Genomic DNA, 13,602 nt, shown 5'->3' on the forward strand with positions numbered 1-13,602 from the left:
CGGGGAGGTCCGCCGGGAGGCCGCCCGTGCGTCTCCCCCGACGCGGACGCGCCGCAGCCCCGGCTGGGGTGCACGATGGTGTCGTGAGGTTCGGCGGACCGGGTCCGCAAGACCGCGTGCCAGGAGGCGGTGACAATGACACGGACACCTCCCACGACGGTCAGTCAGGTGCGGCTGTGGCGTTGGCGGCGCAACCCGCTCCGGCGGCACAGCGACGTCGTCGAGGCCTGGATCGTCCTCGTCACCTGGGTGCTCGCGCTGGCCGTCGGCGTCCTCGCGGGCCTGGTGGCGGCCCAGACCGCCGAGTCGGTGTTCACGGCGCGGCAGGCCCGGCTGCATGCCGTGTCCGCCGTGCTCACCGACGACGTGGCGACGACCCCGGCGGCCGGCACCGGCTACGACGACGGACGCGTGTGGGCCGTGGTGCGCTGGACCGACCCGGACGGCTCGGTGCACACCGACCGGACGAAGGTCCTCCCGGGACACCCCGCCGGGACCCCGGTCACGGTGTGGACGAACCAGGCGGACCGGATCGTGTCCGCGCCCGTCATCGGCGCGGGGGCGGATCTCCAGGCGGCCCTCACCGGAGCCCTCCTCGCCCCGTCGGCCGGAGCGGCGGTCTGGGGGGTGGGATGGGTGATCCGGAACCGCCTCATCCGGCGGCGCATGGCCGAGTGGGACGAGGAGTGGAAACAGATCGGCCCCCGGTGGGGCAACCTCAGCGGAGGCCGGGGCTGACCCTCCGGGACTCCGACCCCGGCCACCACCGGGCGTCCTCGTGCGGGCGTTCGTGCGAGCCCGAGGGCTTGAGGTCGCGTCGCGGGGTTACCCGGGGCCCATGGCGAAGCTGCATCTCCCCTGGCGACACAACCGGCAGCCCGGCGACGAGGCCCCGGCGACGCGGATCCCGGCGCCCGAGGAGGCCGGTCCCGGCGAGGACGTCGAACGGCGGGCCCCGGACAATCCCGCGAAACTGCCCCGGGGGGCCTGGGCGGCGGTGTTCAAGGGGTCCCTGCGCGAGTTCCGGGACGACGAACTGACCGACCGGGCCGCGGCGCTCACCTACTACGCGATCCTGTCCCTGTTCCCGGCGCTGCTCGTGCTGGTCTCGCTGCTCGCCGTCGCCGGCAGGTCCGTCACCGACAAGGTGCTGGCCAATCTGAAGAACCTTGCCCCCGGCCCCGCCCGGGACATCATCACTCATGCCGTGCGGCAGTTGCAGAACGGCTCCGGCACCGGCTCGCTCGTGGCCGTGATCGGCATCGTGCTGGCCGTGTGGTCGGCGTCCGGCTACGTCGCCGCCTTCATCCGCGCCGCCAACGCCGTCTACGACATGCCCGAAGGCCGCCCGGTCTGGAAGATCCTGCCGGTCCGTGTCGGCGTCACCGTCGTCCTGATGGTGCTCGCCGTGGCCAGCTCCCTCATCGTGGTCTTCACCGGCGGCCTGGCCCGCCGCGCCGGACAGGCGCTGGGGATCGGCGACACGGCGCTGACGGTCTGGACGATCGCGAAGTGGCCGGTGCTGGTCCTGCTCGTCACCGTGATGATCGCCATCCTGTACTGGGCGACCCCCAACGCCAAGGTCAAGGGCTTCAAATGGCTCACCCCGGGCAGCGTCCTCGCCCTGCTGATCTGGATGGTCGCCTCCGCCGGTTTCGCCTTCTACGTCGCGAACTTCGCGTCCTACAACAAGACCTACGGCACCATGGCCGGCGTCATCATCTTCCTGGTCTGGCTGTGGCTCACCAACCTGGCGATCCTGCTCGGCCTGGAGTTCGACGCGGAGACCGTGCGTCAGCGGGCCATCGCGGGCGGTCATCCGCCCGAGGCCGAGCCGTACACCCAGCCGCGCGACACCAGGAAGTGGGACGAGGAGGACGTTCGCCGCCTCGACGAGACCTGACACCGGAAGCGACTCTTCGGCCCGCCCGCCGCCGGGGCCGAACCGGTCCTGCCGCAGGCCGATGACGAGCCCGGACACCCGCACCGGCCGGCCCGCCGTCGTGGGCGGAGCGGCCGGTGCCGGGTACCGCTGGCGCCCCGGCGCCGAGCCGGGCGCCGGGCTCAGTCCGTGTGCAGCGCGGTGCGCAGGGTGCGGACGGCCAGGTCGATCGCGGCCGTGGCGGCGTGGGTGCCGCGCAGGGCGTTGAGCATGACGAAATCGTGGATGATGCCCTGGAAGCGCACGGCGGTGACGGCGACGCCGGCCTCGCGCAGCTTGTTGGCGTACGCCTCGCCCTCGTCGCGGAGCACGTCGGCCTCGCCGGTGATGACGAGGGCCGGGGGCAGGCCGGCGAGCTGCTCGGTGGTGGCGCGCAGCGGGGAGGCGGTGATCTGGGCGCGTTCGGCGGCGTCGGTGGTGTACTGGTCCCAGAACCACTGCATGCCGTCGCGGCGCAGGAAGTAGCCGGTGGCGAACTGGTGGTAGGACGGGGTGTCGAAGCCGGCGTCGGTGACGGGGTAGAACAGCACCTGCTGGAGCAGCGGGACGCCGCCGCGTTCCTTGGCCATCAGGGTCAGCGCGGCCGTCATGTTGCCGCCGACGGAGTCACCGGCGACCGCGATGCGGGCCGCGTCCAGGCCGTGGTCCGCGCCCTGTTCTGTTCCACGATCCACCGGGCGACGGTGAAGTTCTGCTCGATGGCGACGGGGTAGCGGGCCTCGGGGGCGAGGTCGTACTCGGGGAAGACGACGGCGGCCTGTGCGCCGACGGCGAGTTCGCGTACCAGACGGTCATGGGTGTGGGCGTTGCCGAACACCCAGCCGGCGCCGTGGATGTAGAGGATGACCGGCAGGGTGCCGGTGGCACCGGCGGGCCTGACGAGGCGGGTGCGGACGCTGCCCGTGGGGCCGCCCGGGACGGTGATCCACTCCTCGTCGACCGGGGGCTTGTCGACGGCGCCGGACTGCACCTCGTCGACCGCCTTGCGGCCCTCCGCCGGTGGCAGGTCGAACAGGTACGGCGGCTGGGCGGTCGCCGCGGCGAACTCTGCTGCGGCGGATTCCAGTACCGGCTTCACCGGCGCTACGGCATCGGACATCGACGTTCTCCTCGGTTCGGGGGTGCCTCGCCACCGTAAAACCGCCGGGCTCGGGACGCTTGTCCGTCAGCGCACCGCCGGTGTAGCCACAGTGCACGGATTAGGTCCCCGGCGCATGCGGGGGCCGAATGGGAGGCGCGGGACGCGGTGGAGCGGGGCGGGGGCGCCGGGTCCCTGGGTAGGGGACGCGGGGCGCCGCGCCCACGGTCGTACGCCCGCGTGATCCGGCCGGCGTCCTCCGCCGGAGCCGACGTGTCGCTCCGCTACCGGTTCCGGGCCGCGTGCCGGAGGGCGACGCGCAAACGGGCCGGTGGAGGAGCTGCCCGGCGGCCGGGTCCGTATCCTCACCCAGGAGAGACGGATCGGACGGACGGCCGTCCGGCCGTCCGGTTGCGGAGCCGGCCCCGCGACGCCGGACCCGATGCCGGAACGGTACCGGGCGTGGCCCCGGCGGCCCAGTCCGCCCCGGCCCGTCCCGGACCGCCGCCCGAACGGTCCGCGCCGGCCTCCGACCGGACCGGCTCCGCGCCACCCGGACGCGCCCCGCGACCCGCGTGACGTGTCCGGCCAACGCCCGCAAGCAACCATCAGGAAGGTGACGACATGTCCGCCAAGCTGACCGTGAGTGTCCTGGGCACCGGCATCATGGGCGCCGCGATGGCCCGCAACCTCGTTCGGGCCGGGCACACCGTCCGGGCCTGGAACCGCACCCGCGCCAAGGCCGAACCCCTCGCCGCCCACGGCGTGCACGTCGCCGGCACGCCCGCAGAGGCCGTCGAGGGCGCCGACGCCGTCCTGACCATGCTCTACGACGGCCGGGCCGTCCTGGACGTCCTGCGCGAGGCCGCCCCCGCACTGCGCTCCGGCACCCTCTGGGCGCAGTCCACCACCGCCGGGCTCGACACCATCGGCGAACTGGCCGCCTTCGCGCACGAGCACGGCCTCGTCTTCTTCGACGCACCCGTGCTGGGCACCCGCCAGCCCGCCGAGGCCGGCCGGCTCCTCGTCCTCGCCGCGGGGCCGGTCGAGCACCGCGACGCCGTGGCACCGGTGTTCGACGCGGTCGGCTCCCGCACCGTGTGGACCGGCGAGGACGGCGCGGCCGGCAGCGCCACACGGCTGAAGCTGGTCGCCAATGGCTGGGTCATCGCGGCCACCGCCGCGGCCGGCGAGGCGATGGCCCTGGCACAGGCGCTCGGCGTGAACCCGCAGAGCTTCTTCGACGCCATCGACGGCGGCCCGCTCGACATGCCGTACCTGCGCGTCAAGTCCGGACTGATCCTCGACGACCAACTGTCGCCGCCCCAGTTCGCGGTGGACACGGCCGCCAAGGACGCCCGGCTCATCGTCGAGGCGGGTCGACGCGAGGGCGTGCGCCTGGACGTGGCCGCCGCGAGCGCGGAGCGCCTGGAGCGAGCCGCGGCGCAGGGCCACGGCGCCGAGGACATGGCCGCCGCCTACTTCGCGAGCTTCGACCCCGACGGCCGTCCGTTCGCCTGAGGCGCCCGTGCGCCGGGGCCGCCGGCACGGCCCGGCGGCCACCCGCCACCAGTGGGAAGCGGCCCGAGCGTGCCGCCGCGCCCGTGACGAAGGCCGGTTGTCCGCCTGAAGGGCCGGTGCGCCGGGGCCGTCGGGGCTCGGGGTGCCCGGCCGGCCGGGGCGTGGAGCGGCTGAGCGGGCCTTGAAGTTTCCCGGCGGGATGCCGAGGTGGCGGGCGGCGTAAGCGCGGGGTTGTCCGCTGCGCATCCGCACGAGGCGAATGCTCAGCCACAGTGCAAGCGGCGGCCCGGCGCCGTTCACCGGCCCCCGTCCGTGGCATCGTCACACCGACCCGATTGGTCTGTACCTGACCCCTGCCGGTGGGGTACCGATGGGTGACCCGACACCTTCCACCGAAGGGACCACGGCCGATGCGCAGCACCACCGTCTTCCAGGGAACCCCCGGCCTTCCGCCTCCGGTCGGAGACGTACCCCTGCACCGGCTGGAGGTGGACGGGCCGGACGCCGTTCCGTTCGCCGCGGGCACCTTCGCGGCGGTCGGACCGCTGTCCCGCTGGGACCGGCCGCACCGGCACACCTTCTACGAGATCGTCCATGTGAGCGCCGGTTCCGGCACCCACGTCGTCGACCTCGCCCGCTGGCCCGTACGGCCCCCGCACCCGGCGGTCGTCCTGCCCGGCCAGGTGCACCACTGGGAGGGCGGCCGGGGGCCGGAGGGGACGCTCGCGCTGTTCACCGACGACTTCCTGGTGGACCACCCCCGCGACCGCCAGACACTGCGGAGACTCGGCCGGCAGTGCTGGTTCGCCCTGGACGCCGAACACGACCGCTCCGTCGGGCGCCTGATGGCCGAACTCGTCACGGAACACCGGCAGCGGGCTCCGGGACACGAGAGCGTCCTGCGCTCCCTGCTCCACGTGCTCGTCGTGCGCGCCGCCCGGCTGCCGGACCGTACCGGCGACGGCCGCGGACCGGAGGCCGGGGGACGGCCGGCCGCCGTGGCCGAGGCGTTCACGCGGCTGCTCACCCGCCCCGGGGCGGCGGGGTGGTCCGTGCGGGAGTGCGCCGACCGGCTGGGCGTGACGCCCGGCTACCTCACACAGGCGGTACGGACCTCAACCGGCCGCCCGCCGGGACGGCTGCTCATCGAGGCACGCGCGTACCAGGCGCAACGGCTGCTCGCCCACACCGAGTTGTCGGTACGACAGGTCGCCGCCCGCACCGGGTCCGCCGACCCCGCCTACTTCAGCCGGTTCTTCCGGCGGGAGACCGGCAGCAGCCCCGGCGACTTCCGAAAACACCACAGCCGCCCTCACCAGTCCCTCGAAGCCCCGTCGGCCCACGCCTAGGTTCGTTGCCGATCCGACCCCCCACAGGAGGAGCAGCCATGCACGGAGCACACGCGGACAGAGCGCACGCGGGCGGGGCAGACGCGGACGGAATGCACATGGACGACGTGGGTGCGAACGAGCCGGGCGCGGCGGACGGGACGAGGTCTCCCCGGCTCGTGGGCCGCAAGACGGTGCTGCGCGCGGCGCTCGCGGCCACCGCGGCGATCCCCGTCGCCCTGATGGGCGGCCCCGCCCTCGCCCGTACCCTGACCGCGGGCGGCACGGCACCCGGCCTCACCCCGCCGTGCGACGACGGCGACGATCCCACCCCGGAACAGATCGAAGGCCCCTACTTCAAGCCCCGCTCGCCGGAGCGCACCAGCCTCCTGGAACCGGGCATGCCGGGAACCCCGCTCACCGTCACGGGCTACGTCTTCGGCCGGGCCTGCCGCCCGCTGACCGGCGTCCTGCTCGACTTCTGGCAGGCCGACACCAACGGCGCGTACGACAACACCGGGTTCCGGCTGCGGGGGCACCAGTACACCGGTTCGCAGGGCTCGTTCGCGCTCACCACGATCGTGCCGGGCCTCTACCCGGGCCGCACCCGGCACCTCCACGTCAAGGTGCAGGCGCCCGGCCGGTCCGTGCTGACCACGCAGCTCTACTTTCCGAACGAGCCGCGCAACACCACCGACACGATCTTCGACCCGCGGCTGGTGATGACCGTGCGGGACGCGGGCGGCGGCCGGGAGGCGGCGTTCGACTTCGTCCTCGACGTCCCGCAGGACCCCGGACCCGGCCCCACCCCGACGGACACTCCGCCGGGCGGCACCTGGGTGGTGGGCCTCACCTACCGGGCGGGGGACCGGGTCACCTACGCGGGCCGCGCCTACACCTGCCTGCAGCCGCACACGGCCCAGCCCGGCTGGGAGCCCCCGGCGGTACCCGCTCTGTGGCGGGCCGCCTGACAGGGAGGAGGGCGAGGCACCGGGGGAGGCGGGCGTTCACGGCGCCGGGGGAGGGGGGAGGAGCCGGCGTGCGGTCAGGGCCAGGGCGGTCTCGACCAGGTCGGCCGGGCGGGACAGGCAACGGCCGGTCAGCCGCTCGTAGCGGCGCAGGCGGTTCAGGACGGTGTTGCGGTGGCAGTACAACCGACGGCTCGCCCGCTGCGCGGAACCGTCACAGGCCAGCCAGGCGGCCACCGTGTCCAGCAGCACGTCGGCGTCGCCCGGCTCCAGCCGCCCGAGCGGACCGAACGCGCGCTCGACCAGTAAGGAGGCGAGGTCCGGGCGGGACACCACGAGCGCCTCGGGCAGGTGACCGGCCAGCCGTACCGTGCCGCCCGTGACGGGACACAGGCCCAGGGCGGTGTCCGCCAGCCGGCGCGCCTCGCCGACCGCGGCCAGCCCCGCCACGGCCGGACCGATCCCGACGCGCAGTCCGGACGGCGTTGCGGCCGGTACGGCGGCGTTGCCGTCTCCGGCCGCGACGCTGCCGTCCTCGGCCGCGACGATGCCGTAGTCCGTCTCCGGGCCGGTGTGCCAGTGCACCCGCACACGCGGGGGCAGCAGGGCGCGCACGGCGTCGGCGGAGCGTGCGCCCGCGACCGCGACGACGGTGTACCGGCCCTGCTCGGGCAGTCCGAGGGCCTGCGCGGTCTCCGGCAGATCGGCGATGCGGCCGGTGCCGTCGAGCAGGGCGGCGGCCAGCAGCCGCACCCGGTTCTCACGCCGCCAGGTGAGCTGCCGTTCGGTCTGCCGGTAGGCGTCCGCGACGAGCGTGCAGTGCTCGTCGACGAAGTCCCAGACGTCGCCCGCCACATGCACCAGGAGCCGTACGTCCTCGGGAGCGGTACGGCAGGTGACGTCGACGAGTTCCTGCCACACCAGAGCACCGCCCAGCCGGTAGGCGTGCAGCACCGCGTCCAACGGGATCCCCTGCTCGGCGCGGGTGACACCGATACGCCAGGAGCACTGGCGGGCCGTGTCGCGGGTGCCGCGCGGATCGAGCAGCGAGGAGACGCTGTGCCGCAGCGAGCGGTGCACCTCCTGCCAGGTGCCGGGACGGTCGTCGTCCAGCGCGGCCCGGTACGCCGGCTGCCGTTCCCGCAGGGCGTCGACCAGCCGGTCGGTGAGGCCGGGCAGCCCGTCCAGCAGCATGCGGGCGGCACGGTGCAGCACCCGCAGGGCCTCGGCGTCGATCAGCGACCGGGAACGCGGCGCGCGCGACCGGGGCGCGGGCGGGGATCCCGGCCGGAACACGGGCCGTGGCCGTACGGCAGGGTGCATCGCGGTTCTCCCCCGGGGGCGGCTGATTCGTCGTGCTCGAAGAATGGCATACCGCCCGGTCGGCCCCTAGAGGTGTGCAGCGGACTTCTCCGTCCGCGCCAGCAGGCGCGCCAGCTCCATCCGGGAACGGACACCGAGAGCGGAGAATATGTTGCGCAGGTGGTAGTCGACGGTGCGGGTGCTCACCGACAGACTCAGGGCCACCTCCCGATTGGTCAGTCCCTGGGCGACACCGCGGGCGATGCGCAACTGCTGCGGGGTCAGCCGGGCCGGCGGGTCTGACCGGACGCCGTCGCCCCGGGGCACCGCTCCGCCCACCGCCACGGCTCCGCCCACCCCGGCCACCCCGTTCGCCCGGAGTTCCGCCACCGCCTGCTGCGCCCACGGGCGGGCGCCGCACCGCTCGAAACCGAGCTGGGCGGCCCGCAGCCGGATGCGTGCCTCGCGCAGCCGGCGGCGTCTGCGCAGCCATTTGCCGTACAGAAGCTCCGTGCGGGCCCGTTCGAAGTCGCCGGCGGCCTCCTCGTGCCGGCGCAGCGCCTGTCGGTACAGCGGGTCGGCGGTCTCGGGCGAGGCCAGCAGGGCGCGGCAACGCAGCAGTTGGGCGGGGGCCTGGGGGTCGGCGTCGCAGGCCGTCCAGCGCGCGAAGTCCTCGACCGCGTCCCGGGCCTGCTCCGGCTGCCCGGCGAGCGCGCACGCCTCCACGTAGCAGGGTACGGCGAGCATCCACACGGCGAAGTGACCGCGCCCCGGGCCGGGCCGGACCAGCGGGCCCAGCCGTTCGGCGGCCTCGCGGGGCCGGCCGTGGCCCAGATCGGCGCGGGCGGTCGCCCACTGGGCCAGGGCGGCGGCCTGGGCCAGCCCGTGCCCGCGGGCGACGGCCAGCGCGGCCGTCACATGCTCGGCGACGGTGAGCGCGTCGCCCTCGATCGACGCCGCCAGGGCCAGTACGGCGTGATGGTGGGCGGCCGTGTTGCGCCGCCCGGTGCGGTACGCGGTGCGCAGGCCCTCCTCGGCGTGCGTACGGGCCAGGGCGTGCCGTCCGGCCCGGAGTTCGCCGTAGGCCAGGTACTCCAGTGCCTGCGCCTCGTGCACGTCGCACCGGTGCGTACGGGCCACCGCGAGCGCGCGCGCACCGGCCCGCCGGGCGGCGGCGGTGTCCCCGAGCAGCAGTGCCGCCGCGGCCGCCCGCAGAAACCGCTCCGGGTCGTCCGCCGGATGGGGGAGCGGAGAGGGGGTGTCCGTGGTGCGGGGGAGTGGTTCGGGGGTGTCCCTCGCGTGTGGTGGCCGTTCGGGGGCGTCCGCCGTCCACGCGTGGTTCACGACCCGCCGCAAAGGGGCGGCAGCCTCGCCGAAGTGGCCCAGCAGGACGGCGCGTAGGCCCGCGCGGTGGTCACGCAGGACGGCGGACGGCACGACGGCGCCACGGGCCGGGCGGGTCGGGAGGCGAGGGTCGGTGGGTGGGAGGAGGGGCTGCCCGGCCGGCGGATGCATGTGACCCGGCCGGGTCGGGCGGTCCCCGCCGCATGTGCCGGGCGAGGAGGGGGCGCGGGTGGGGCCTTCCGCCAGCGCGCGCAGGCATGCCGCGAGGTCGCCCGCCGACCAGGCGGCGTCCGCGGCGTCCAAGGCGGCCTCGGCGGACCGTTCGGGGTCGTGCGGAGCGAACGACGCCGCTGCGAGCAGCAGGGTCTCGTGGGCGTCGTCCACCGGGCCGTCCCAGCGCAGTACCGTCCCGCGCAGCAGCTCGGCACGCGCGCGTAGCGCCGGTGGTGCCGGGCGACTGCGGACGGCGTCGAGCAGTCGCAGTGCGCGGGCGGACTGCCCGGCCAGCAGGGCCTGTTCGGCGGCGGCCGTGTACCACCTGGCCTGTTGGGTCCCGTCCGGCGTGAGTTCGGCGGCGCGTGTGTGGGCGGTGCAGCGCAGTGCGGGCGGGGTCGCCGGGGCCGGGTCGGACGCGGCGGCCGCGAGACCGGCGGCGAGCGACGGATCGGGGGCGGTGACGGCCCAGGAGCGGTGCAGCAACGCCGGCAGACCGCGCCCGTCGGGGAGCACACCGGCCAGGGCGTCATGGGCGGCACGGCGCCGCTCGGCCGGCGCACTCGCGTACACCGTGCGGCACAGCAACCCACTGCGGAAGCCGAGCCGGCCATCGGCGGCGACGAGCGACTCGGGCAACGGGACAGGACGCGGTCGTGGACCGGGGTGCGGTTCGAGGTGATCGAGGGACGCGGGCAGCGCCACGAGGCGCGGATCGGAGTGGCACTCGGCCGAGTCGGGCGCCGGGGGCTGCGCACCGGAGCCCGGTGAAGTGGCGCGGTCCGCGCGGAGGGGTCGCTGAGCCGGGCCGGTCGCGTCCGAGTCGGCGTGGTGGAGTCGCGGAGCGGGGCCGGTCGCGTCCGAGTGGATGTGGTGGGGCCGCGTACGGGGGTCGGGTGTGAGGCCGGCGGCGGTGGGACGTGGGTCCGCCGGAGGGTCGGGCCAGGGCGTGTGCCCGGTGAGCCGCGCGGTCGCACGGCGCACGAGTTCGGCCTCGACGGTCGGCTCACCGGAGGCCTGTAGGGCTGCCGCGGTCACCAGGAGCAGGTCCCGCTGCCCCGGGAGCGGTCCGGCGAGATGTCGACCGGCCAGCGCGGTCAGTGCCCCGGTGTCGGCCAGGGGACGCGGCAGGGGCGCGAGGCCGCGCAGCTCAGCCGGCGTCAGGCGGTGGAGCAGGCGCAGCAGGAGGGCGGGGTTGCCCTCCGCCGCGGCCGAGATCTCGTCCCGTACCGCGCGGTCCAGCGCGCCCTGCGCGGCGTCGTCCAGCAGCGACGCGGCGTCCTGCGGGGCCAGGGGATCCAGGCGCAGCAGCGGCAGACCGGCGAACTCCGGGTCCACGGGCCGGTGTCCGGCGACGCTGAGCAGCAGGACGACCCGGCTGCCCCCGGCGAGGCGGGCGGCGAGCCGGCCGAGAACGGCCCGGGAGGGGGCGTCCCAGAGATGGGCGTCGTCGACGCACAGGAGTACGGTCCGGGGCGGGGCCGTGGCCGTGGCCCCCAGCGCACCGATGATCTCCCGCTCCGGGTCGGCGGCGCGCACGGCGCCGGCCGGCACCCCGGCCGCGTGGCACAACGCGCTGAGCCCGGCCCGCGGTCGCCGGGACCACGTGGGATCGGCGGGTACGGTCACGACGGGCCCGGCGGTGAACGCGCCCGCGGCCCAGGCGAGGAAGGCCGAGCGACCGCTGCCGGGGTCACCGGTCACGACGCACGCACCCTCGCCGCGCAACCGGTCCCACAGCGCGGCCATGACGTGCCGTTGCGGACCCGGCCGGTACCGCGGGGCGGGTCCCAGGGGCGTCTGTCCGGTCATTCCCGCGACCTTACTGACGCGTAAAGAAGGGCGGAAGCCGTACGTCCGGGTCGTCCGGCCGGGTCGGCACCGCTGCCACCTGCGCGTTTCCGAGGTAGCCGGCGCGCCCCGCCTTGTGACGCGGCACAACATCCGAGCCGCCACTCGGTGCACCGGCACAACCGCTGCCATCGGGCCGCAGGTGCCACTGCGGGCGCCGTGCGGGGACGACCGGACCGGCAATCTCACCGGTCGTGCGCCGATGAGCCACGGCGGCCTGCCGCGACGGGTTCCCGCTCCACCTCTTGACGTGTCTGGTTCAGACTTTTAGGTTCACGGACCCACGGCCCGTCCAAGAATGCACTCGGCGTTCAACAGGCTGAACGACTGTCGTGATTCCATCGCGCCTCGGAGGTTCCCCCCCACATGACCCGTTCCCGTTCCAGGCTCCTCGCGACGATGACCGTCGCGGGCCTCGTCGGCACCCTGTCAGCACTCGGCAACGGCAGCGCGAACGCCGCGGATCCGCATGTCGCGCCCGGCGGCAACTTCGACCTGTCCGTATGGCAGCTCCAGGAACCGGTCGGCTCCCCGGGATCGCCGACCACCATCCCCTCCTCCCGCCTCCAGGGGGCCGGCGGCTACCAGGACGCGTACTTCTACACCGACACGCGCGACGGGGCGATGACGTTCTGGGCGCCGGAGAAGGGGGTCACGACCCCGAACTCCCACTACGCCCGTTCCGAACTGCGCGAGATGAACCGCGACGGCAGCGCCGCGAACTGGTCGCTGAGCGGCTCCCACCGGATGAGCGCCACACTGCGCGTGGTGTCGGTGACGTCCAACGTCTGCGTGGGCCAGATCCACCTCGGCACCGGGGGCTCCTCCACCAAACCGCTGGTCGAGCTGTACCAGCACGCCGACGGCGACATCGTCCTGGGCACCGAGGGCTCCCCGTCCGGCGGCCAGACACCGCACACCGTGGGGCACGTGGCGATCGGCAAGACCTGGACCTACACGATCGCCGTCTCCGGCGGCAGCACCGTCGACCTGACCGTCAACGGCAGCACCACCCACTACGCCGTCCCGTCCTCCTTCAAGCCGTACAAGCAGTACTTCAAGGCCGGCTCGTACAACCAGTCGTCCTCGGACAGCACCACGAAGGGAGCACGTGTCGCCTTCTACGGGCTGACGGTCTCGCACGGCTGATCCGCCGGACCCGTACGGCGGGGTTCACGGCCCGGCCGGCCTCCGCTCGTCGCCTCCTGCCGGGGACGCCCCGCCGGGGTGCCGGGCGGCGGCTGCCGTGCCGTGTCCGGCGCCGCCCGCGGCAGGACGCCGTACGACGAGGTCGGCCACCTCGTACGACATCTCGGTCGTCCCCGGTTCGGGTGGCGGGTGGTAACGCCCGCCGCACACCGACAGGTTGACGATGAGATAGGCGTGCCAGCGGTGCCCCACGCCCCGCCCGTCCGTGAAGACCCGCGCGCCGTTCAGCCACCAGACCACGGAGTGGGGCCCGAACTCGGTGCGCAGCTCGATCCAGGCACCGGGGCGGACGGCGTGGTCCCGGACGTAACGGTTGGCACCGTGCACGTGGTTGGTGAGTTCCAGCAGGTCCGGGTTGTCCGGGTGGTACTCGAAGACGTCGATCTCCTGGTCGCCGTCCCGCCACGTCCAGATGGCCGGCCAGGCGCCGATCTCCCGCGGCAGCCGTACGCGGGCCTCCAGGACGTCCCCCGGCTGGACGGTGAACCCCTCCTCGCTGCCTTCTGTGGTGAGCAGGCCCGTGTTCCATCTGCCGTCGGGCCGGCGGCCGGCCCGGAAGACTCCCGAGCGGCTGTACTCGGCGTCGGGCACCAGGTAGTCCAGTTTGTCGTCGCCCGGGTTGACCGGGCCTCCCCCCGGATAGGCCCAGGAGCGGCCCGCGACCCACTGCGTCGCCGAGGTGAAGTCCGCCCTGAACACTTCGTCGTACACGGTCGGGCGGCGCGGCCCCGGAAGCGGGCCGCCCAGTGCAGGTTCGTCCATGTCCGATATATCGCCTACAGCGGGCCGGTCATGCGCCCGAGCGCCGAGCCGGCCCCAAGATTGGTCCTGACGGGTGAACGGCGT

Annotated in this window: 9 protein-coding genes and 1 pseudogene; 6 read left to right on the forward strand and 4 right to left on the reverse strand. The window is 74.6% G+C overall.

Annotation, left to right across the window (positions count from 1 at the left end; all coding sequences use genetic code 11):
- The first annotated feature begins 135 nt into the window (after positions 1-135).
- Complete coding sequence (locus D9753_RS33915) at positions 136-738, forward strand: Rv1733c family protein (protein WP_121790480.1); 603 nt, start codon at positions 136-138, stop codon at positions 736-738.
- A gap of 100 nt (positions 739-838) precedes the next feature.
- Complete coding sequence (locus D9753_RS33920; protein WP_121790481.1) at positions 839-1,903, forward strand: YihY/virulence factor BrkB family protein; 1,065 nt, start codon at positions 839-841, stop codon at positions 1,901-1,903.
- Between the two features lie 161 nt (positions 1,904-2,064).
- Here D9753_RS33920 and D9753_RS33925 read toward each other — a convergent pair.
- A pseudogene (locus D9753_RS33925) lies at positions 2,065-3,041 on the reverse strand (alpha/beta hydrolase).
- Between the two features lie 603 nt (positions 3,042-3,644).
- Here D9753_RS33925 and D9753_RS33930 point away from each other — a divergent pair.
- The 3 genes from D9753_RS33930 to D9753_RS33940 all read left to right on the forward strand — a co-directional run bounded on the left by D9753_RS33930 (position 3,645) and on the right by D9753_RS33940 (position 6,840).
- Positions 3,645-4,541 carry an NAD(P)-dependent oxidoreductase gene (locus D9753_RS33930; RefSeq protein ID WP_121790482.1) on the forward strand — a complete coding sequence of 299 codons (897 nt, stop codon included), beginning with the start codon at positions 3,645-3,647 and terminating at the stop codon, positions 4,539-4,541.
- Positions 4,542-4,951: 410 nt separating this feature from the next.
- The gene (locus D9753_RS33935; protein ID WP_121790483.1) at positions 4,952-5,890 is read left to right on the forward strand and encodes an AraC family transcriptional regulator; all 939 of its coding nucleotides are present in this window, start codon (positions 4,952-4,954) and stop codon (positions 5,888-5,890) included.
- Positions 5,891-5,988: 98 nt separating this feature from the next.
- Entirely contained in the window at positions 5,989-6,840 is an 852-nt protein-coding gene (locus tag D9753_RS33940; RefSeq protein ID WP_121790484.1) for a dioxygenase family protein, read from the forward strand.
- A 36-nt stretch (positions 6,841-6,876) separates the two neighbouring features.
- On the opposite strand, the gene D9753_RS33945 is transcribed toward D9753_RS33940, so the two are convergent.
- Positions 6,877-8,160, reverse strand: coding sequence for a helix-turn-helix domain-containing protein (locus D9753_RS33945; RefSeq protein ID WP_121790485.1), 1,284 nt, complete (start codon positions 8,158-8,160; stop codon positions 6,877-6,879).
- Positions 8,161-8,226: 66 nt separating this feature from the next.
- Positions 8,227-11,508, reverse strand: a complete 3,282-nt coding sequence (locus D9753_RS33950; RefSeq protein WP_121790486.1) for a LuxR C-terminal-related transcriptional regulator — start codon at positions 11,506-11,508, stop codon at positions 8,227-8,229.
- Positions 11,509-11,913: 405 nt separating this feature from the next.
- On the opposite strand from D9753_RS33950, the gene D9753_RS33955 reads away from it, so the two are divergent.
- Positions 11,914-12,696 (forward strand): polysaccharide lyase family 7 protein, encoded by a 783-nt coding sequence (locus tag D9753_RS33955; protein ID WP_205614331.1) that lies wholly within the window; start codon positions 11,914-11,916, stop codon positions 12,694-12,696.
- 24 nt (positions 12,697-12,720) lie between these two features.
- On the opposite strand, the gene D9753_RS33960 is transcribed toward D9753_RS33955, so the two are convergent.
- Complete coding sequence (locus tag D9753_RS33960) at positions 12,721-13,518, reverse strand: LamG domain-containing protein (protein ID WP_121790487.1); 798 nt, start codon at positions 13,516-13,518, stop codon at positions 12,721-12,723.
- Positions 13,519-13,602 lie beyond the last annotated feature (84 nt).

This window comes from Streptomyces dangxiongensis, assembly GCF_003675325.1.
Taxonomy (GTDB): Bacteria; Actinomycetota; Actinomycetes; order Streptomycetales; family Streptomycetaceae; genus Streptomyces; species Streptomyces dangxiongensis.